We start from the raw sequence: 21,550 nt of genomic DNA, 5'->3' as shown, positions 1-21,550 counted from the left end.
TAGTCCCCCCACTCGTTATTCATTTGATTTCAATGCATCGATCATATCAATATGCTTCAATTTGAAATGAGTGACGATCATCACGATCACCGTGAATAGAATCGTCAAAGCAGCGGATAGTGTATAAGCAACCCAGGTAATAACTAACGGGAAAATCACTGATTCCATTGAAGCTTGGCGTAAGATAAAGTCGGTCAGCACATAACCGATCCCAAATCCTCCAAAAATCCCTAATAAAGTAAAGATGATATTTTCTCGAACGATGTACATCGTGACTTCTTTATCAAAAAAGCCTAATACTTTGATTGTAGAAAGTTCACGTACTCGTTCAGAGATATTGATATTCGTTAAATTGTATAAAACGATAAACGCCAATAAACCAGATAGAACGACGAAAATGATGACCACTGCATCTAAATTTGAAAGAGATTCTTCTTGGTTCTTGATCTGTGTCGAAATAAAAGAGGTATTAGTAACCGCCCCCGTTTTCAATAATTCTTCTGAGAGTGTATCCTCTTCTTCTTTCGACATCTTTTCTGTTTTGAGTAGATACGCATTGGTTGTCATTGGCTGTCCAGAAATCTCTTCATAATATGTTGGACTCATATAGACAAAATTACCCAAATAATTTTGCAAAATGACTGCCACCGTTCCATGTAATTTTTGTTGATCGTCATCATACATTTCCACCGTATCACCGACGGATAAATCGAATAATTCGGCCGCTTTGCGTGTGATCGCAAGTCCTTGGTCTGGTAGTTCTACCGATTGATCGTCCGTTGTTTTCAAATGGATAAATGTTTCTAATGCTTGTTCATTTTCTGGTACCATCAATGTCAAACTTTGTGATGCTTGACCTTTTTTACGTAGTTCAATCGTCTGCGAATCAACCGCTAAACGATCAGTGATCTTCACTTGATCATCCATTGCGTCATTGATTTCTTTTTGACTCGTTTCATCAGTTTGATTGGTCGTTACGATCGCTTGATAATCAATGATTGGTCCAAACTGTTTGGCAGAAACCGAGCTAAGCGAATCCTTTAGTCCAACTCCTGCAACCATCAATCCTGCACAACCAGCAATTCCGATGATTGCCATGAACATCCGTGATTTATAACGGAAAAGATTACGATAACTGATTTTTTGGTTGAAGCTTAAACGTGACCAAAGAGGAGTAATGTATTCTAAAAGAATTCTTTTCCCTGGTTTCGGTGCTTTAGGCTGTAACAAAGCAGCTGGTCGTTCGCGTAGATCTTTGAATAGAACTAACATCGCTGCACCAAAAGCAGCAATGAAGAACGCAATAGCTGCTTGGATGATTGGTGGCCAATCATAGAAAATCACCGCACTGCCAATATCATAACGTTCGTTTGAAAGCTCGAAAATGATCCGAGGCAAAAGATTGGTTCCTAATATCGTTCCTAAAATGATTCCGATACCTGAAGCGAGACAAGCATAAATGGCATATTTTTTGGCAATCTCCAATTTACTGTATCCTAAAGCTTTCAATGTACCGATTTCTCGTCTGTTTTCTTCTACCATCCGTGTCATCGTGGTAAAAGTGATCAATGCTGCAATAAAGAAGAAAAAGACTGGAAAGACATTTGCGATGGCTGCGATGCGTTCAGCTAGATCGCCAAATTCCTGGAAGCCGACATTTTCCGATCGCTCTTGGAAAAGATAAGTTGGCTTGGCTAATTCATTGATTTTTTCTTCATTCTCCGCAATAGACGCTTCGGCCTCTGTTAGCTCCGCTTCTTTTGTTGTCAATTGTGCTTCTTGTTCTGATAATTGACTTTCTTGTTCCGCTAAAGCACTCAATGCCGGTGTTCGCTGCGGTTCAGGTAACTGCTCCAAGACTTGACGTTGTTGATCAATCTGTGTTCTCGCTGCCTCTAATTGACTTTTCGCATCAGCCACTTGTGATTTTCCGTCTGTGATTTCTTGTTTTGCAGGGGCTAAAGCATCCTTGCCCTCTTGCTTCAACTGTTCTAAACGTTGCTGCGGTCGCTCTTCAAACAACGCTTCCAGCTTTTCGATGTTTTTTTCCATCTCTTCTTGGTATTCTTCACTGTACGTATTTAAATCGTCGACATTTGCAAAGTCAAGATATAAAACGGATTGGATATCTGTTTTAAAATTATCTTGGGGAACATAGGCAAAGTAATCAATACTCCCATTCCCTACATTTGCAAACCCTCGTTCTAAATTATTGATGAATAACGGGGAACGAACAAATCCTGTAATCTTGTACGCCGTCTCTTTCAAGTCATCTGATTCAATCGTATAAGTGTCACCGATGCTGTAACCTTGATTTTTTGCCTTCTCATCTAGTACAAGTTCATCATCCGATTGCGGCAAGCGACCGTCGATCACCGTCAACTGATTTTGTTTCATATCAGGTGCATAGGAGAACACTTGGACAACTTCATTTTTATTGGCATTCGCGTAATATAGCTGTTTACCCGTTTCAACGGTTACATCTGAGAGTTTCTCTGCTTCTGCAACATCTTCTTTCGTCAATCCTGCTGTCGAAACGATCTGTAGATCAGAGAGTTTACCTGCCCTGACATATTCATCCATCGTTTTTTGCATCACAGGACCCGCTGTCTTGACGCCTACATATAGGAGCGTGCCGAGTAAAATGATCAAAATGATCGCGATAAAGCGTCCTTTTGATTGGCGTATTTCACGAAATCCTGCTTTGAGGTAAGTTCTATTTTTCATGGCAAACCTCCTTACCAAACAAGTTCATCGATAGATGAAGGCTGTTCATTTAATTCGACTGCACGGACTTTTGCATCGTTGATATGGATCACTCGATCAGCGATTGGCGCTAAAGCCGAGTTATGTGTAATGATCAAAACGGTGTTGCCATGTTCACGGCTAGCATTTTGCAACAATTTCAATACTTGTTTTCCTGTTTCAAAATCCAATGCGCCAGTTGGTTCATCACAAAGTAATAATTTTGGGTTTTTCGCAAGCGCTCGTGCAATCGACACACGTTGTTGTTCGCCCCCTGATAATTGTGATGGGAAATTATTCAACCGGTGCGCAAGACCAACTTGTGTCAAAACTTCTACAGGATCTAACGCATTTGGCGAAACTTCTGTTGCCAATTCAACATTTTCTTTTGCGGTTAAGTTAGGAACAAGATTATAAAATTGAAAAACAAAGCCAACATCTGTCCGGCGATAAGCCGTTAATTGTTTGTCATTGAATTGAGCAATATCTGTTTCATCAATAATGATCTGTCCCTCATCCGGTGTATCCATCCCACCTAAAATATTCAATACCGTTGATTTCCCTGCTCCACTAGGGCCAAGGATGATCACTAATTCTCCTTTTTCAATGGAGAATGAAATATCGTCATTCGCTGTAATCGTTGTTTCGCCCATCTGGTAACGCTTAAATTCATTTTTTACTTCTACATATTTCATAAAACTTCCACCTTCATTCTCCCGTTTATTTGTCTATTTGGTAAATCTCTTCTATTTTAACACTGAAATGAAAGGTTGTGAAAAAAACCTTTTCAAAAGAGGTCGTGAAAGGTACGTTCAGCACAGAGGCATAAGAAAGAAAAATAGAAAATGGTTCTTTCATTTTTTATTTTTTGTCTTATGTCCGAAGTGTTGTGCCTTGAACACCGTTTACAAGAGGTCGTGAGAGAAGCGATTAGCACTGAGTAATAAGAGAGGAAAAGCTAAAATGGCTTTTTCATTTTTTGATTTTTTTGGCTTATTATTGAAGTTTTACTTCTGGAACACCGGTTATTCGCTTCTAGGGTGTGCAAGGTGAATAATATCACAGAATCATCATTTACTTCTTTACGTATTCATGGGAAAATGACACTAAGAAAGAGATAGGAGTATAGCAATGGCAAAGAAAAAAGTGACGATCAAAGACGTTGCGAAACATTCAGGCGTATCCATCGCAACTGTCTCATTGATCTTGAATGGCAATGAAGCAAAATTCCATCCAGATACGGTCAAAAAAGTAGTAAGAGCAAGAGACGAATTAGGTTACCAACCTGATTACATTGCACGTCAAATGATCACAAAGAAAACAAAAACAATCGGTGTTCTTGTCCCTGATATCACCAACCCTTTTTTCAATACATTGATGCAAGGGATAGAAGACTATCTTTACCAACAAAATTTTGTCACGATTCTATGCAATGCAGATTTTGATCATCAAAAAGAAACGGATTATTTACTTGAGTTGACGCAACGTGGTGTCGACGGGTTTATTATTGCCTCTTCGGCTGTCTCAACGAAAGCCCTCCAAGTTTCTTTGAAGAAACAAGGAAAGCCATTTATCGTATTAGATCAGAAAAAAGCAGAAGGTTCTAGTGATGCGGTCTTAACAGATGATTATCAAGGTGGGTACTTAGCCGGTGAGCATCTACTAGGTTTAGGGCATCAGGAAATTGCTTTAGTCTATCCACAACAGACACCGCAAAATGTCCAAAATCGGATAGATGGTTTCTTAGCAGCGTGTAAACATGTGGATCATTCTGAGAAACAGATTCATTGGTTCCCTACTCACTTTTCAAAAAAAGGGGGCTATGAAATCGTCCCTGATTTACTTTCTTCTGCTACTACAGCGATCTTCGCATTAAATGACGAACTAGCTTTTGGTGTATATCGCGGATTAGCGGAGCATGATAAAATCATTCCCGAAGATTATAGCATCATCGGCTATGATAATATTGATATGTGTGAATACATGAAGCCTAAATTAACGACCATTGCTCAACCTATTTTAGAGTTAGGTAAAGCGACTGCGCGTTTACTCTTAGAACGCATCCAACACCCTGATAAATCATGGGAAGAACTTTTATTGCCCGTAGAGTTGATCCAACGTACCTCGACTCAATCGATCGATCCCTCTGACCATCAATAAGACGAATATTTGTTGCGAACCAATGATGACTGAACCTGTTATCATTGGTTTTTAAAATAATACGTTATTTTATATTTTTATTTCTTACATGAAAAGCCATCAGTTAGGCCTTTTTTTTACGTTCGTTATTTAACGAAATGTTTTGAAGAATTGATAAATCTTTGGTAAACTTATAGTAAGTGTACTCATTTCCCCCAAAATTTGTGCCCCCACAAATGAAATAGGGTACATCAACCAATGAATGTTCAAACGAAATAAATGGCTACTTAATGCTTTTGTCCAATGTTTATTTGTTTTTTATTCGTGAATCTTGATTGAATGTATTCACGAAATCAAGCAACTGACAGAACAGATGTAACTTTATTAGTACAACTGTGGAAAAAGAAAAGGAGTATTTCGTTATGAAGAAAAAAACAGCAATACGCCTATTTGCAGCATCTTGGCTGATTGCTCCAACTTTGTTATCTACACAGCCTGCGTTTGCTACAATCAGGCAAACACAGACATCCGAAAGCACGATCGTTGCAGAGAGTCCGTCGTTTACGACCGATTCAAGTACAAATGATTCAACCTTATCAAGTTCTTCGCCTGATTCTTCAGACAACACGGAGGAATCCACAGAAGAATCTACTGAAACAGCCACTCGGACGCTATCGATTGCTCGGAATTTACGTGAAAAAATCAAATTGAAGATCGTTGATGAAGAGAAAGAAGAATCTGAGATCAAAACAAGAGAGTACACAGAAGAAGATTTCCTAGAGATTTCTAAGTCTGGCAAAATCAAAGATTTAAAAGAAGGAACCAAAGTTACATATATGATCACACCTGAAACGAATGAACAATTAGTTTCTGTCAAAATCGAAGGTGCGCAAGAAATCGACTATACTAAACAAATTTTTACAGTCGGCGTGACTGATTTAACGATCTCCGCAAAGTTTGAGTCGTCAACTTCCCCTTCTGAACCAACCTCTCCAGAAGAAGAAACGACGGATTCCTCAGAGCCAACGCCAGTTACTCCAGATATTCCGGATGGTGGCAATAATGGCAACACTGGCAATTCGGGAAATAATGGCAACAACAACGGAAATTCAACTACAGGCAATACGACAAATCCTTCACGACCACCAAGTTCTTCAAATAATAATGGGAATACAAGTGGTTCTACAGGATCAACAAACAATAATGGCTCATCTTCAAACCAGACAACAAACACTAATCGGCCTCAGACGCCCGATCGAATTGAAAACCCAGCTTCAGAATCATCTGATTTTGTTGTAAAAACACCGATCGAAGCAATTTTACCAGCAAACACAACGAGCATCCAACAAGCACTTGTAAAAGAAGCGTATCGCCAGCTGGGAAAACCATATGTCTGGGGTGCCAAAGGTCCTACGACTTTCGATTGTTCTGGTTTGACTTATTACATCTATAAAAAAGTAACTGGCCATTCAATTGGAGGTTGGACAGGGGAACAACAATATGCTGGTACACAAATCCCTGTCGAGAATGCTCAACCGGGCGATTTAGTCTTTTGGGGCCCTGCTTCTGGTACTACCCATCATGTAGGTATTTATATTGGTAATGGGAATTACATCCATGCCCCTCAGCCGGGTGACCATGTGCGGATCACTTCTATCAAGGATTACAGACCCGACTTTGCCTTACGTGTCAATATAGCTGGTTTACCACGAGCGACAAATTCATTAGCCAGCTCACCGATTTTAGATGGAATCAACGATTCATTCCATTTCGCACAAAACCAAACAACAGATCAGTTTGTTGCAAAAATCGCTGAAGATGCTCGAGAAATCGGACAAGAAGAAAATATTTATGCTTCTGTTATGATGGCACAAGCTATCCTAGAAAGTGGTTCTGGTAACAGCTTGCTTTCTCGTTCACCTAACTATAATCTTTTTGGGATCAAGGGCGCTTATAAAGGGAGTAGTATTTCCTTCAATACCTTAGAACAAACAGCAGCTGGGCAAAACTATCAAATCCGTGCAGCATTTCGTAAATATCCTTCTTACAAAGAAAGCTTAGAAGACTACGCAGATTTGATCAAAAACGGCTTATCTCATAATGCTGATTTTTACAAACCAACATGGAAATCTGAGACCAAAGATTACCGAGAAGCAACGAAATATCTAGAAGGGCGCTATGCAACTGATCGACAATATTCTAGAAAATTGAATGCGATCATTGAAGCGTATGACTTGACGCAATACGACGAACCAAAAGAACAAGAAACACAGGATTCTGAAACAAATGAACGAATGGATTCCTTTGTCGTTCCTACTCGTTGGCGAAATTCTTCGTCTACTTCATCTAGAATGACCATTTCGTTGTTCAATCAAAGAAACCCTTCACTTCTATATCTATCAGAATTAAGATTTGCTTCTTTCTGGGACCTATGGCATCATTTTTCAGTGAGAGAGATCCCACAGAAACTTTCTGTTACAGTCAGAGAAACCGATCAGCCACTTGCTAGTCGCTTGAACCTTGATCGTGTCTTTCGGATGAAACAATTTTTGAGATAACAAAAATGGACACCACATCAAAGAACCAAAACTCAGAAGTGGATGGAATACTTCTGTGTTCTGGTTCTTTTTATGTATCTTACTCCACCTAAATAGGCGCTGGATAGTTGCATTATTGGTTAGAAAAAATATTTGGCAATTTCTGATAACCTTTCTTTTGTTTGAGGATCAATTTGATCAACCACTTGAAGATTACTGCGTTGAGATCAATCGATGCTTCGGCTATATTGACATAATATCGTTCCTTTGATTGTATTCATCGCTGTATCAGAAATTGTTTGAAATGCACCTGAGCGTTGATATTTTTCCTGTAAATATTTTGTTGAACTACTGATTGGCATGACTAAAACGGTATTGAAATCTTGTTATAGTTGTCATTGCTAATGATGACACACGGTCATTTTTTTGCTAGTTCGTTCTCTTTTGTTGGAACCAAATCTATAAAAATAATATCCCCTTGTTTTATCATTCGATTTTCTCCTCGCCTACATCCTCTCCAAAATCAACGATTTCTGTATTATCACTCGCATGTTCTTCCATCACAACCAACTCATTGTTCCAAAAGTCTTCATCAGCCAGAATTTTTTTTCACTAGTCACTTTAAGTTCATCTTCGGACGTGAATTCAAAAATAACTTTCTGATGCTCTTTCAAGCTTAATTTTTGACACACACTCTTAGGGACAGTAATTTGACTTTTGGACGTCATTTTAGCTGAGACTTGCACTTTTTTATCCATAAGTATTCCTCTCCTTTATTTGATTATACAAAAAAAGTAAGGAATCCCCTCACCTTTCTTGTACGCCTCTGTTCAGATTTCTCATTTATTTCTTTGTTACATGTTGTAAAAGTAATAACAAATAAAAGCGAAGATCGGTAGCAGACTAAAAAAGTAAAGTGCTTGGTTCAATGATAACTGTTGGGCCAAGACACCGCCTAGTAATGGAGAAACAAAGGAAGAAAGCCCCATATAAACACTTATAGACAGAAGTTGTCCGGAGGAAAAAACATTTTTAGGGGTAATCTCACTGATGATCATTCGACTACCGATAGTAAAAGCTGGTACAGTGAAAAACTGCAAGAAACTGGCAGCAAGCAATACTAGCGGCGTTCGTGAAGTTGCATAAATCAAAAATTGCAAAACCAAAGAAAAACCAGAAATAAAAAGCAATCGCTCATTTTTCCATTTTGTTACCGAATGATTCAATAAAAGATACGCTGGAATTTCACAGAAAGCTTGAATCGCCCACTTTAATCCTACGAACGTATTTCCACTATCCATTAAGAGTAATTTGTCAATCACGATCGTATTATTGGCGACGATCGTTAAATATAAAAGGAAAAACAGCAACGTATAACATAAGAACTCCCCATTCTTACACAGTTGATACATATCCGAAAGATTAAATTCCTTGTTTTTTTGTTCTTTATGGTCATTTTTATCGTGAGATGTTTTGGGCAATGTTTTTGAGATGCACAAATAACTAATTAGAAAAAAGAGAAAGGGAACCATCAGCCACTGATAATTATTATTAAAAATGAATACCGGAATACATACACTCATCACACTCCAACCTAAAGAACCTATTGCTTTGATCGACGCAAGGTTGTTTCGCATCTCTGACTCTGACAACACCCAATTATCTAGGACGGTTGCTCCTGTATTGGATAGCCCTCCTGCAATAGCCAGTACGATCAGATGAATCAGCCAGATATCTTTTCCTAGCAAATAAAAAGTGATCGCAAAGCATACGAATAGTACAGAAACTACCATGGAAACTTTTTTTATCTCCTTACTTCGGTCAGAATAATAGCCAATAAAGATTTGGAAGATCATCGTGGTCACACTGTAAGAAGCCAAAAACCAGCCTCTCTGGACTGCATCATAGCCTTGTTCGGTCAAAAACGGTACGATCTGCGTCATCAAAATAGCCATCAACGCATACTGAAACAAATAGACGAGTTGAAATTTGTTCTTTACTGCCATATCTACTTTCAAAATGATCGGCTGAAGGATCTCCTCCAGCCGACCCCTTTCATTTTTATAAGTGATACCTAGTGAAGCTCCGGCCAATAAGGAGCATTGACTTCGATCATTTCATCGAGGATCTCCTTCGCTACTTTTGCACTAGGTACCGTTTTGTTCATGATGAAGGCTTGCCATAATTTTTGATATGATTTTTGTTCCCAAGCATCGACTGCTAACTTCTCAGATGCAATTTGCTGTTCCATCAAACCTTTTTGAAAAGTAGGGATTTCACCAATCGATAGTACTTCATAACCGTCTTTCCCTACGATACAAGGCAATTCGACCATCGCATCGTGACTGAAATTAGAGATGGCACCATTATTCTCAACGATCAGGATCATGCGCTCTTTCGTATTGAATGTCAACGCACAAGCTAGATCTGTAATAAATGAGGCATGCTCATTAGAGACAAAAAGCGTGTCTTTGGCTGTTTGGTTATTAATAATCCGCTGGCATTCTTCAAAAACGATTTTCTCCCGTCCATCAATGATTTCATTCGCTCTTGTATACTGTTTATCGGCATGAGCAACCGTTTCATCAGCCATCAAATAATATTTTAAATACGTATTAGATAAAAAGGTCGGCTCGATTTCATGTAACTCTTTGGCTGCTAGCATGGTTTCCAACCAGCTTGTTTCTTTGTGTTGGCCTTGTTGTGTTTGTTCTGTATAGCCATATTTTTTTACATGGGCACTTATTTTTGGTAGTAAGTCATTGCCGTCATGGTCTTTGATGCTTGTCCACCACCCAAAGTGATTCAAGCCAAAATAAGACGTTTCAAACTCTTTACGATCCCGTAGCCCAATCACTCGAGCCATGATATCTTCTAAACAAACGGGCATGTCACAAATATTGATGATTTTTGAATTGGGGCGAAACCTTCTTGTTGCTTCTGCGACCACTGCTGCTGGATTAGAATAATTCAATAACCAAGCATCTGGTGAATACTTTTCCATATAGTCGACTAGTTCTAAGACTGGCCCGATCGAGCGCAACCCATAAGAAAGTCCCCCTGGTCCGCATGTTTCTTGACCTACAACATTGTGCTTAAATGGAATTTTTTCATCTTGTTCCCTCATGGCATATTTTCCGACTCTGAGTTGTGCCATAACGATATCAACATCTGTAAAAGCCTCTTTGGGATCTGTTGAATAGTCAAATTCGATTTCTGGCGCTCGTTCTGCGAGGATGATCGCGCATGCTTTTGCTATAGCAGCTTGCCTTTGTTCATCATTATCATAAAATTTGATTTTTCTGACTGGAAATCGTTCTCGGTCTTCTATTAACATCATCACTAATGAAGGTGTATATGTACTCCCTCCACCTGCGATCAAGATTGAACTTTTTTTCTTATTCATAATTATCCTCCTCTTATTTTGCGATCAATTCTTCAAATGATTCTCTCACCCTTGGTACAGTTAACCCAACAATGATTTGGATACCACCATTGCCTGGATTGACAAGTCCTGCGGCTCCAGCTTCCTGAAAATCAATAGGATTGGCTACTTTACTTGTATCTTTCACGGTAAGTCGTAACCGTGTGGCACAATTCGTCACATCCAGTACATTCTCTTTTCCACCTACTAACACTAGATAGGCTTGTGCTTGTCTAGCATGTTTAGGTAGGTTTTTCTCTTGTTCATCTTGTTGTGTCTTCTTTTTGTTTTCGTAATCAGCTTTTGAATAAAGTTGTATCTCTGATACATCCTCTTCACGTCCTGGAGTTTTTAAATTGAATTTTTTGATCATGAAGGTAAATACTAAGAACCAGATCGCAGTAAATGTAAGTCCGATCATGATTTGGGTGAGGTAGGTTGACCCATGAAAATTCCAAAGAGGCAACCAATTTAGTCCTAACCAATTGATCAATCCACCACCAAAATCCCCAACGACGCCAAAAGCGTAAGAAACCGTAGCAATGGACGCATCTAATAGCGCATGGACACCCCATAAAGCTGGAGCAACAAATAAGAACGTAAACTCAATAGGTTCGGTGATTCCCGTCAAAATCGCAGTTAATGCAGCTGGGGCGATCAATGCAATGACCTTCTTCTTTTTCTCTGGATGAGCGGCTTGAATAATGGCTAAGCTTAAGCCAGCAGTTCCAAATACTTTTGACATGCCCGATAAAGAAAAACCACCAAAAGGATAAAGTTCTTTAAGCGAAAGCGCACTTGTTTGGAATTCGCCAATATTGGATGCCCAATAAGCAGCCATCCCTCCTTCAACCACCGCACTATCATAAGCAAATGGCGCGTACACGAAATGATGTAAGCCAGTTGGAATAAGGATTTTCTGTAAAAATTGATAGATGAATACACCAAAATTCCCCGAATGGATAAAAAATCCTTGCATGCTTCTCATTCCTTCTTGGATGATTGGCCATATGACACACATCAAAAGTGCTAGAGGAATCATGACAAAAAAAGCGATCATCGTAACGAAAACAGAACCACTAAAAATCGTCAACATCTCTGGTAATTCTTTTTCATAAAAGCGATTATGCAAATAAACCACGACACCTGAAATCAACAATGCTCCGATCATGCCCGTATCTAAAGTAATGATTCCAGCAATCGATGTTAACCCAGAACCAACGGCTGTTCCTTGAGATAGATCCACAGCGAAAGAATTTGGCCATAACGTTAAAATTGCATTGACGAAATAATTGAAAGCAATATAGATCACTAATGCTTCCATCGTTGCTCGAGCCGCATATTTTTTAGCTAAACTGATTGGTAATCCGACCACAAATAAAAGCGGTAATTGAAAAAATGGGGTCCAGCCACCGGCTGCTACAACATTCCAGAACTTATACCAGAGTGTATCAGGCGCAGCAATATCTCCCATGATCGTTTGATTGGAAAGAAGTAAAGAAAAACCAATAACGATACCGAAAAAAGAAAATAGCATGACAGGTGCTAACATTGCTCCACCAAATCTTTGAATTTTTTTCATCATAGTTTTTTAGTCCTTCATATTTTTTAGTAAGCGCTTTACTGATTCTTAGTTTACTATTAAAATGGATTCCTGAAACACTTTAAGATGATTTAAAAACTCCTCACAGGAAAAAGGTTTTTGTCACAAAATTTGTGAATCATCACATCCTATCTTCGCGAATAAAACAAGAGGCCTGGTAGTAGTTAATCAAATAAACGGTACATGAAGACGTATCTTATTAGTGAGGTGAGAACAATAAGGACACACGCAATTGGAAAATCCTCCAGGTAAACCAAAGGGTGATTGAAGACAGTCTACCAACCAAAAATTGGCTAATGAAGAATTGGTTATTGAGTTAGGTAACAAAGATTTAGCAGTTGTATCACCTTACAAGGTCTATGAAAATAGCAATAAAACAAACAAAATTGAGAAACGTCTACGTCGATTACAGCGTGAACTCTCTCAAAAATATCAAATGAAAAAAGGGGGAAACTGATTTGTCAAAACCTGTAATATCTATAAATTAGAATCGAACATTCAATCGCTACATCAAAAAAATAACCACTATTCGTCAGATCCATATTTACAAATGACCAAACAAGCGTTGTAGAAACATGGCTCTGAAAACTTTTATGGTTAATTCTAACGATTTATAGATTTTTGGCAATGATGAAAAGAGATGTTACAAGACCGAATTACGACGTTTCAGTCAAGGTTGACTGAAAATGATTTTCTTATCTGGTCCTATATCACAAATCACAAAAAAAATTCTTTAACAATGTCTATTAACGAACTGGCGAAACAATGCAACGTTTCGCGCACAACAATCATGCGTTTTTGCCAAAAACTAGGATTTGATGGTTTCTCAGAATTCAAATATCATCTAAAAAATGAACTTACACAGGAAAATGTTCCTCTATCTGAACTTGAAGGAGAAATCTTGGAAAATCATATCCAAACAATTGAAAATCTCAAGAAAAAAGATTTCACCGATCTATGTACAATGATGGCAAATGCGAATCGGATTTTTATCTATGGATCAGGTGACATACAAACGCTAGTTTCGAGTTATATGAAATTGCTTTTCGTACACAACGGATTGATACTCTATGACTTCGGTGCCGTTTCCATCAACAAGCAGTTTTACCAAATCATTCAGCCAGAAGACTTAGTCCTGTTGATCACGCTAAATGGTGAGTCTCCTGAAGTCGTCAAATTAGCGAAGCAACTGAAACAACGAAAAATCCAGACAATTGGTATCACAAAACTTAGGAACTCAACTGTCTCAAAACTTTGTGATGAAACGATTTTCTTCTTGAATCCAGAAGTACAAGATCAAGAAGATATCCTTACACCTTTTGAAACAACTTCAACACTTTTTTTCGTGATCGAATATTTTTTGTTGAAATATGATGCTTGGCAAAAACAAACAAATAAAAGTTCCTAAAAAACGCATCTCTTTCGTGCCACTTTGGCTTTTAAAGAGATGCGTTTTTATTTATTTGATTCTGTCTCTCTCACTGCCTTTTGATCGAACCGTCTTTTTCTCGATCAAGGTAACGATAATCGACGAGGTAGCGCCGTAATATGGCATGATCAGAGTAAATACTTTTTAAAATTGTGTTGATCTCACTCTCTAAGTAATCTTTATCAAATTCAAACTTCGAATAAAGATGATCAAAAAGCAAGCGTGTATTTTTTTATTTTCTAGGGATTTGTTGCAGTTATCCGTCTTTGAAAAAACTAGCAGTTCACTCATAACCGATCTCCTTCCATCGTATCCAGTGGTCTTTTCTCTATTTGATCATGCTTCAAGCAAATTTTATCGAAGGCAACAGAAAAAGCGAGAAGGAGGTTTTTCTACGAACCATCTTCTCGCTCTTTATCAATCTAAACTTATTCTTTTTTGTTCAAAACGATGCCTGTATACAGCCAAGTAGTTACAACATAGTAGATAAAGTAGAGAACAAAGAATATTGTAAATGGTATCCATAAGTTGTGATATGGATCATCCATCAAAACAGTAAACATTTGAAGTCCAAATAATACATGGATGGCTCCTAGAATCCCTGGTGCTAAGAAGAGAATACCGATTTCTCGACGAATCGATTGTTTTAACAATGCTTGACGAGCACCGATCTTACCGAGCATCTCATAACGAACGACATCACTCTTGCTACCTGAAAGGATTTTGAACATCAAGCAACTTGCTAACATTGTCAAGAAGGCGATCCCTAAGAAGAAGCCCATGAATTCAAAGCCAGAGAACATGCCGTTGATCATTTGATACGCATCATATTTTTGCGTGAAACTAAACATTCCATCTTTTAATGATTCATTATTTTTATTGTTTTCTGCTACCAGATCACCAATTAGTTCAATATTCTCATGAAAATCTTTTGCTTGGATCAGTTGCATACTTGTTTGTGGAAGATTTAATTGAGCAAATTCTTCTGCTGGCAGTAATTTGATTTCTTTTTCTCGTTGTTCTGGCAATTCGTAATAGCGTAACTCATCTTGATAGTTTAAGTTTGTCGCTAATTCTTCTGCGGTTACTTTTTTCGTTTTGACGTTTCTTTCCCCAGTGTTAGGTGTTTGATTTTCCATGATCAAAAATGGATTTTGTTCAAACTCACTATAGTTATAGTACACTGTTTTTTCGTCTTCTTTTTGTTGATAGACCGCGTTGATCGTTGGTGAAAGTTTCTCCACTTTAGATTGATCGATCAATTCTGATTGATTCAATACTAGATCATAATTTGATACTTCATTCGTCAACTGAGTGATCTGGTTTTTAAAGCCTAGACCGACTGTTAATGCACCTAAAGCTAATGCGAGTAACATTGCAACCATTGAAAGCATTTGCGTGTATTCACGAATACGGAAGCTTAACTGTGATAACGTAAAGTTGTTCAGTTTTTTCATCGAAAGATTTTCTGTTTTCTTCAATAGTTTAAGGAAGAAAATGATGACCGAATGGAAAATAAAGTACGTTCCTAAAACGATTGTAACTAACGCGACGGCGATTGCCATCAACTGATAGGTTCCGATATTTGCCATCATATAGTAACCGACGCCAATAAAAATGATGCCTAAAACTACTTCAAGGAAAAACAAGAATTTGTGTTGTTTCATCTGCGCAGGTGTTTGATCCGCACGTAGTAAAGTCAAAATTGGTTTTTTGACAATCGAGAATGCATTGACAAACGCTGCTAATAAGAATAGTACAATGAAAAACAGCAAAGTAATCAATAATCCATTCATATTGAACGGTGTAAAATGTGTGATTTTAATATTTAACTGGGCAACTAATAGTCGATGGACGACGCTTGTTAAACCAATACCTAGCGCTGAACCAACCAATGTAGCAACAGTTCCTACTATCAAGGTCTCAGAGAAAATCATTTGGGCAATTTTTCGCCCTTTCGCTCCTAACATCATAAACATCGCATAATCTTTTTGTCGCATCGTCATCAAAAATGAGTTGGCATAAAGAATATAGACGAATGTGATGATCCCCAATAATACCGACCCAAAGCGAAAGATGAAGACTGTCATCGCTAAAGTGGAATTATTGTTCAAAAAATCGGTGTTGCTTGCCATTGACTCGAACATATAAAAGATGGCTGAAGCCATGACTAAACCTGAAAATAGAACAATATAGTCTCTTAACCGACTCTTGATCCCAGTAAGTGATAATTTCCAAAGCATGTTCAGTTTCCCCCTTACTGTTCTAGATTACCTAGAATCGTTAATATTTGACGATAAAAGTCTGAACGGCTTTGTTCTCCGCGTTTAACTTCCTGATGGATCACGCCATCTTTAATAAATAAGATTCGTTGACAGTAACTTGCTGAAAAAGCATCATGTGTCACCAATAAAATGGAGACATTATCTTTCGTGTTTAGCTCCTCCATCGTATCTAAAAGATCTTTCGCACTTTTTGAATCCAGTGCGCCTGTCGGTTCATCACCTAGAAGAATCGTTGGTTGAGTCACCAATGCACGCGCAGCTGCTACCCGTTGTTTTTGTCCACCGGAGATTTTTGCGGGGTAGCTGTCTAAAATGTGACTGATTGATAAGCGTTCAGCCACCGCATTGACTTTTTTCTTGATATCTTTTGGTTTCACGCCTTGTAAAGAAAGCGGAACTGCAATATTTTCTTGTGCAGTCAAGTTCTCTAAAAGATTGAAATCTTGGAAGATAAAGCCGATTTCTTTTGCTCGAAAATCGGCTAACTGATTTCCTTTCAACTTCGTGACATCTGCTTGGTTGATATGGATCGTGCCACTTGTTGGTTTATCTAATGTTGATAAGATATTCAATAAGGTTGATTTACCTGATCCAGAAGCCCCCATGATACCAATGAATTCGCCTTTTTCCACACTAAAACTGATACCGTTCAATGCTTGTGTCTGTTTCTCATTACTTTTTCCGTAAACTTTTGTTACGTTCTTGATTTCTACGATTTTATCCATTATTGACCGTTCCTTTACTTAATTTTTCTTGTGCTGCTGATGGAATGTCTTTTGCCTGTACTTCCTCATAAGACGTCACGCCTTTATTTTTATTCCAAGTCACTTTCAAAAATGCATCTTTTCTTAATGGTCGCTCTTGAAAACCATTGAAGTCCATTGTTTTTTCTTTACCTTCTTTATTAAACCCAGGTAGTTCATAACGATAACTGATGATTTCTTGTCCACCGTCAGCGTGATCCACCTGTTTCTCACCATCCGTTGTGATTTGAACATAGTAGCTTTCACCACCCATGATCAAATGATCTGCTAAACGGTAGCCACCAAAAGCGATGATGATAAATGCTCCCAACCCAATCAATAATTTTTTCATTGTGACTCCTTCTTTCCTGTTCTGATAAATTAAGTATAGTCAAGTATCCGTGAAAATTCCTTTCTTTTTACTATCAAAACTCTTTCATTATTGTCATATGTCCCATAAAAAAAAGAATCTGGAAGTGTGAGCCACTCCAAATTCTTTTTTTATTGATTCAAACCGATATTCATTGGAGAAAGCATTCCACTGACGGATGCTTTCCTCATTTAGCTATTTTTCTTTATTATTGCCAGTATTGATCACTGGTTGCGTGCCTTTATCAGTAATGATCGATACAAGTAGATTATTAATCAATTGGACCTTTCGATCATCGGTAAAGGTGATATCCTGACCTGCTTCGATTTGTTCCAGAGCCATTTGTGTCATCGTCACTGCGCCTTCAACGATGGTTTGACGGGCGGATAAAATGGCCTTGGCTTGTTGTCGTTGCAACATCGCACTAGCAATTTCTGTTGCATAAGCCAGGTGATTCAATCTTGTCTCTAAAACTTCGACCCCCGCCACCGATAAACGTTCTTGTAATTCTTTTGCCAATTCATCTGAAATCGCAGTGGTATTTCCACGTAAAGTAAGATCATCCTCGTTGAATGTGTCATATGGATATTGACTGGCAATGTGACGAATGGCGGTTTCACTTTGGATTTCAACAAATTGATGATAGTTTGCTACATCAAAAAGCGCCTTGGCTGTATCTACTACCTTAAAAACGACGACAGCGGAAATCTCGATTGGATTTCCATCTAAGTCATTGACCTTCAACAGCGAACTATTGAAGTTCCGAACTTTTAAAGACAAGTTGATTTTTTGTGCAAACGGAATCGTTAAGAAAAACCCGCTCTCACGAATCGTCCCCTTGTATTCACCAAAAAAGACGATTACTTTTGCTTGATTGGGGCTGACTACTGTCAGTCCACTGATTGCTAAGAAAACAATCACCCATAAGAAAATCCCAGCAATTGAAAAGCCAACTGAAAATCGAGCAACCCCTATGAAAAATAATAAGAGTCCTACGACAAACATTAGAAGAATAATAAACAGCCCTGTATAGCCATTGATAGTGAATGCCTTTTTTTCTTTCATTTACTCACTCCTAATTTTTTTGGTTCTATTCTGTTTTTTTGCGAATCCTTGCCATGGCTCCTTCTAATTCCAATTCTTTGTCTTCCGTGATATACCAACCGTTTTCGTGTACGCCACCTGATGCTTCTGGCAAATATTCTAATCGTGTACGGACCCACTGTTTTGTTTCAGTAAAATAGTCTTCCACTAAGATCTCTAAGTCCATACCAGCGGATAATTCAAGATTCTCACGAACCGATTTGAAGACAAATCGCTCACTTGCTTGATCGTATTTTAAAATACCCGTATCGATGATTGGCAGTGAATAATAATCTAATTCTTTTTTCACTTTCAATAGATGTTTGAACATTTCGTTGTACACTTGTTCAAGTTGTCGTCCTTCGGAATTATTTGGATATTGGATCGTCACTCTTTCTTTGTCTGTATCATAATACTTGGTACTCAGTTCTGTTAAAAAATGATGCAATTTCCCTAATTCATTTTTCAATTCTTCTCGCTTGATTTCCTCTGTTTTCATTCAATATTCACCCTAGTTTCCCCATATATGTACGTTTTTCCCTTTCCTTATTCTACTATATTATTGAATGATAGGCGATAATATTTCATGTAAAATAAATAAAAAAGCGTATAATTCCTTATTCCATAAAGAATTATACGCTTTTCCAACTATTTATTCGTTATTTTGAAAAAGACAGTCTTGACTGTTCAACGATTAATCATACTCTCCGTAATCTTCATCATCCATCGGAGGCTCTTCATCATCTTCATTCGTCAAGTTCACTTGACTATTATGACCAGTCACTTTGAGGTCTTTGTTTCCTTGATGATACGTCTTCGTTGTCAAAGATTCATAATTTTTGTTGATATAAGAATCCCCTTCAAGTGTCACAGCTAATCCTTGCTCTTGATTATCGTAGAAATCAATCGTGCTATTTTGAAGTGTGATTTCGCCTTTGATTGGTTTTTTATTCTCGTTAATAATGATACTGCCATCACTTGTAGCTAATTTGACTTTATCTATCGAAACCTCATGAAAATCTAACGAACCCATTTGATTTTCTACAGTAAGAAGTTCTCCACTTACTTCATTGATCGATGTCCAAGTATTTGCTAAATTCAAGTTGATTTTCTTACTATTGAACTCATCTAAAAATAATTCATTGTTTTTCCCTTCAACCACTAATTCTGTTAAGGACATGGTTTTAGGGATCGTGATTTTCAACATCGAACGTGTGTCTGTCACGTTGATCATCACTGCTGGCGTTTGACCGTCAGCTGAGATATCCAATGTGTGATCTTCCAGATTGATTTTTGGTTTTTGCGTTTTATCATAAGACGTTTCAACCCCAAAGTTCACGCCTCGTTGAATCACGATATTTTGGTAATCTGCTCGGACAACGATTTTTTCGATTTTTTCAGACGAAAAATCTTTTGTTTCGCGAGCCATTTCTATGATCCTTGGTCCACCTTCCCACGTCAGACTCGTTTGGGCACCAGAGGCATAACTTAATCCTGCCATCAAGCCACCAGTGACCATCAGTCCCAATCCTATCCCCAAGATATATTTTAATTTCATTTTTTACACCCCACTATTCGTCGTATGGATCGCTCGTTTCGTAATAAACCGGCGTCCTACCCACTTGACAAAGTTCATCATCATTTGGAATAACCATTTAGTTCCTTTTAACAATAATGGTGCAAAGAAAACGGCACCTCCCGTGGCAAGTAACCCTAGTCCTACAAAGAACAGCCCACTAGCAATCGATTGTTGCAAGACAGCAACACCTGAAATGATCGAAAATAAACCTACTCCTAAAATACTGATACATACGACATAGATTCCAATGATCACGCCAATTAAGCCAATCAGAATACCAAAAATCGCCAGAATAAACGCTAATGCTAAAGGAATCAATAAAGGTGATGCACACAACCCGATAACGATCATCCAAATCAAACGGATTTTCCGTTTAGGACTTTGGCTGTATTCTGATTCATCGTCGTCTTGTTCCGAGTAATAATTGATTTTCAGCTTCAGGGCAAATTGCTTTGGTGAGCCATATTCATCCACGACTTCTTCTACTGTTTTGCCAGAATCCAAGAAGTATTCTTCATAATACTGAATAATATCAAAGCGATCATCTTCAGGTATTTCTTGAAGTTCGTCCAACACATCATTTAAATATTCATTCATTCGTATTCTCCTCCAGTAATCGGTTTAAGGAATCTCGAAACACGATCCATTTATCAATGATTTCTTCTAAATGTTGACGTCCTTTCGGAGTTAAGCGGTAATATCGGCGATTTCTACCTTCGAATGGTTCGTCGTATGTTTCTAAGTATTCTTCTTTTTTTAATCTGCGTAAAACAGGATACATCGTTGATTCACTGACAGATAAACTTTCTTGGACGATCTTCGTTAATGCGTAACCGTACATGTCTTCTCTGCTCAAAGCCGCTAAAACCGTACCATCAAGTAAAACTGTTGGGACTTGGATATGCATTACTTCACCTTCTTTATAGTTTGCAATATTTTATATTTACCAATATTATATCACGTATAATATTGTTTGCAAGTAAAATTCCCAATCATCCCCTTGATTACTTCAATCTTCGCGAAAACAATGCTAATTATCATAAAAATTCTGCTTACAAAAAAGGAACAAAGACCGTAATGATTTCTGGTCTTTGTTCCTTTTGAATACTTTTTATTATCCTCTTACCTACAACAAAGCAAATACGATAAAACTTAGTGCAAAACCTAGAAAAACGGCAAGAGAGAAACGGATCACTTCTTTTTTATTCCTATTCAACCACGTTTCATTCATCTTTCGCTACACTCCATTCTAAAATAGTCAGTTGCTAATTTGGATAAACAGAGGTGACATGATCGTATTGCTGTGCATGTTTATTGGCAACAGAAACTGCTGTCCCAGGGAATAGATGCCACTTACTATGATAGCTACAGGTATGGCATTTCCAATAATAACCGATACCACGATCTGCTTGTTTTTCATCCTCTGCACTTGCATTTGCCACAAGTGTTCCTAAGACCGAATCCTGTTTCAATAATGCCACGGGAGTATCATGAGAATGAGTTGTTTCCTCTGCAATGACTATGGGATTGGCTCCGCTCAGTCCAACACTTAACGTCAAAAGTCCGAGCAATAAACCGACTTGTTTTTTCAATTCCTATCATTCCTCCAATAA

Annotated in this window: 19 protein-coding genes; 3 read left to right on the top strand and 16 right to left on the bottom strand. The window is 38.1% G+C overall.

Features of this window, described 5'->3' with window-relative positions; all coding sequences use genetic code 11:
* Positions 1 to 15: 15 nt before the first annotated feature.
* Together IGJ19_RS02290 and IGJ19_RS02285 are read right to left on the bottom strand one after the other, a co-directional pair.
* Positions 16 to 2,727, bottom strand: a complete 2,712-nt coding sequence (locus IGJ19_RS02290; RefSeq protein ID WP_430604363.1) for an FtsX-like permease family protein — start codon at positions 2,725 to 2,727, stop codon at positions 16 to 18.
* Between the two features lie 11 nt (positions 2,728 to 2,738).
* Positions 2,739 to 3,440, bottom strand: a complete 702-nt coding sequence (locus IGJ19_RS02285; RefSeq protein WP_010736355.1) for an ABC transporter ATP-binding protein — start codon at positions 3,438 to 3,440, stop codon at positions 2,739 to 2,741.
* 436 nt (positions 3,441 to 3,876) lie between these two features.
* On the opposite strand from IGJ19_RS02285, the gene rbsR reads away from it, so the two are divergent.
* Together rbsR and IGJ19_RS02275 are read left to right on the top strand one after the other, a co-directional pair.
* On the top strand, positions 3,877 to 4,905 hold the full coding sequence (rbsR, locus tag IGJ19_RS02280) for a ribose utilization transcriptional repressor RbsR (protein ID WP_086335423.1): 1,029 nt from the start codon (positions 3,877 to 3,879) through the stop codon (positions 4,903 to 4,905).
* Positions 4,906 to 5,306: 401 nt separating this feature from the next.
* Positions 5,307 to 7,442, top strand: a complete 2,136-nt coding sequence (locus IGJ19_RS02275; RefSeq protein WP_074800364.1) for a glucosaminidase domain-containing protein — start codon at positions 5,307 to 5,309, stop codon at positions 7,440 to 7,442.
* Between the two features lie 539 nt (positions 7,443 to 7,981).
* Here the strand turns inward: IGJ19_RS02275 and IGJ19_RS02270 are convergent.
* The 4 genes from IGJ19_RS02270 to IGJ19_RS02255 form a co-directional block, all read right to left on the bottom strand.
* Positions 7,982 to 8,179 carry an AbrB/MazE/SpoVT family DNA-binding domain-containing protein gene (locus tag IGJ19_RS02270; RefSeq protein WP_237558887.1) on the bottom strand — a complete coding sequence of 66 codons (198 nt, stop codon included), beginning with the start codon at positions 8,177 to 8,179 and terminating at the stop codon, positions 7,982 to 7,984.
* A gap of 96 nt (positions 8,180 to 8,275) precedes the next feature.
* On the bottom strand, positions 8,276 to 9,427 hold the full coding sequence (locus IGJ19_RS02265) for an MFS transporter (protein WP_430604362.1): 1,152 nt from the start codon (positions 9,425 to 9,427) through the stop codon (positions 8,276 to 8,278).
* Positions 9,428 to 9,495: 68 nt separating this feature from the next.
* Positions 9,496 to 10,827: a 6-phospho-alpha-glucosidase gene (locus IGJ19_RS02260; protein WP_430604361.1), complete on the bottom strand. Its 1,332-nt coding sequence runs from the start codon at positions 10,825 to 10,827 to the stop codon at positions 9,496 to 9,498.
* Positions 10,828 to 10,840: 13 nt separating this feature from the next.
* On the bottom strand, positions 10,841 to 12,430 hold the full coding sequence (locus tag IGJ19_RS02255; RefSeq protein ID WP_430604360.1) for an alpha-glucoside-specific PTS transporter subunit IIBC: 1,590 nt from the start codon (positions 12,428 to 12,430) through the stop codon (positions 10,841 to 10,843).
* A 658-nt stretch (positions 12,431 to 13,088) separates the two neighbouring features.
* Between IGJ19_RS02255 and IGJ19_RS02250 the strand changes: the two genes are divergently transcribed.
* Complete coding sequence (locus tag IGJ19_RS02250; protein WP_430604359.1) at positions 13,089 to 13,856, top strand: MurR/RpiR family transcriptional regulator; 768 nt, start codon at positions 13,089 to 13,091, stop codon at positions 13,854 to 13,856.
* Positions 13,857 to 13,926: 70 nt separating this feature from the next.
* On the opposite strand, the gene IGJ19_RS02245 is transcribed toward IGJ19_RS02250, so the two are convergent.
* The 10 genes from IGJ19_RS02245 to IGJ19_RS02200 all read right to left on the bottom strand — a co-directional run bounded on the left by IGJ19_RS02245 (position 13,927) and on the right by IGJ19_RS02200 (position 21,529).
* Positions 13,927 to 14,097 (bottom strand): DUF2087 domain-containing protein, encoded by a 171-nt coding sequence (locus IGJ19_RS02245; protein WP_330932461.1) that lies wholly within the window; start codon positions 14,095 to 14,097, stop codon positions 13,927 to 13,929.
* Positions 14,098 to 14,305: 208 nt separating this feature from the next.
* Positions 14,306 to 16,120, bottom strand: coding sequence for an FtsX-like permease family protein (locus IGJ19_RS02240; RefSeq protein WP_086335419.1), 1,815 nt, complete (start codon positions 16,118 to 16,120; stop codon positions 14,306 to 14,308).
* A 14-nt stretch (positions 16,121 to 16,134) separates the two neighbouring features.
* Positions 16,135 to 16,887, bottom strand: a complete 753-nt coding sequence (locus IGJ19_RS02235; protein ID WP_062805716.1) for an ABC transporter ATP-binding protein — start codon at positions 16,885 to 16,887, stop codon at positions 16,135 to 16,137.
* Entirely contained in the window at positions 16,880 to 17,257 is a 378-nt protein-coding gene (locus IGJ19_RS02230) for a YxeA family protein (protein WP_019722992.1), read from the bottom strand. The genes IGJ19_RS02235 and IGJ19_RS02230 overlap by 8 nt, the downstream gene beginning before the upstream one ends.
* 213 nt (positions 17,258 to 17,470) lie before the next feature.
* Positions 17,471 to 18,340 carry an SPFH domain-containing protein gene (locus IGJ19_RS02225; RefSeq protein WP_430604358.1) on the bottom strand — a complete coding sequence of 290 codons (870 nt, stop codon included), beginning with the start codon at positions 18,338 to 18,340 and terminating at the stop codon, positions 17,471 to 17,473.
* 25 nt (positions 18,341 to 18,365) lie between these two features.
* Positions 18,366 to 18,857 carry a DUF5348 domain-containing protein gene (locus tag IGJ19_RS02220; protein WP_086335418.1) on the bottom strand — a complete coding sequence of 164 codons (492 nt, stop codon included), beginning with the start codon at positions 18,855 to 18,857 and terminating at the stop codon, positions 18,366 to 18,368.
* 195 nt (positions 18,858 to 19,052) lie between these two features.
* Positions 19,053 to 19,916, bottom strand: a complete 864-nt coding sequence (locus IGJ19_RS02215) for a DUF4097 family beta strand repeat-containing protein (RefSeq protein WP_237558888.1) — start codon at positions 19,914 to 19,916, stop codon at positions 19,053 to 19,055.
* 3 nt (positions 19,917 to 19,919) lie between these two features.
* A complete protein-coding gene (locus tag IGJ19_RS02210; protein WP_074800387.1) occupies positions 19,920 to 20,534 on the bottom strand; it encodes a DUF1700 domain-containing protein in 615 nt (204 codons plus the stop codon).
* Entirely contained in the window at positions 20,527 to 20,844 is a 318-nt protein-coding gene (locus tag IGJ19_RS02205; protein ID WP_010736371.1) for a PadR family transcriptional regulator, read from the bottom strand. The genes IGJ19_RS02210 and IGJ19_RS02205 overlap by 8 nt, the downstream gene beginning before the upstream one ends.
* A 358-nt stretch (positions 20,845 to 21,202) precedes the next feature.
* Positions 21,203 to 21,529 carry a hypothetical protein gene (locus IGJ19_RS02200; RefSeq protein WP_430604357.1) on the bottom strand — a complete coding sequence of 109 codons (327 nt, stop codon included), beginning with the start codon at positions 21,527 to 21,529 and terminating at the stop codon, positions 21,203 to 21,205.
* Positions 21,530 to 21,550: the final 21 nt, after the last annotated feature.

Origin of the sequence: Enterococcus sp. DIV1368b, assembly GCF_050529595.1 — a bacterium.
Classification (GTDB): Bacteria; Bacillota; Bacilli; order Lactobacillales; family Enterococcaceae; genus Enterococcus_B; species Enterococcus_B mundtii.
This window is presented reverse-complemented; position numbering and strand designations above follow the sequence as displayed.